The 243-nt window shown below is 76.1% G+C and carries 1 protein-coding gene; it reads right to left on the bottom strand.

The annotated features are described in order from the left end of the window. Positions 1 to 243, bottom strand: a 243-nt coding sequence (locus AC0IW9_RS31735; RefSeq protein ID WP_471652257.1) for a ketopantoate reductase family protein, incomplete at both ends; no start/stop codon positions are given.

Below are 243 nucleotides of genomic sequence, written 5' to 3'. Positions count from 1 at the left end.
CCCTCGGCGGCGGCGATGGCGAGGATCTCGCCGGCCATGCGCACCGCGGTCTCCCGCCCCGCCTCGCTGGTGTAGATGTCCTGCATGCAGGACCGGGCGAGGATGCAGAGCGGGCCGGTCAGGAGGTTGCCGAGCAGCTTCTGCCAGACCGCCTGGCGGATATCCGGCACCACCGGGGACGGCAGGCCGCCGGCGGCGCTGGCGGCGGCGAGCGCCTCGGCCCGCGGGGTGATGCGCCCAGCC

Source organism: Belnapia sp. AC561, assembly GCF_979252845.1.
This window is presented reverse-complemented; position numbering and strand designations above follow the sequence as displayed.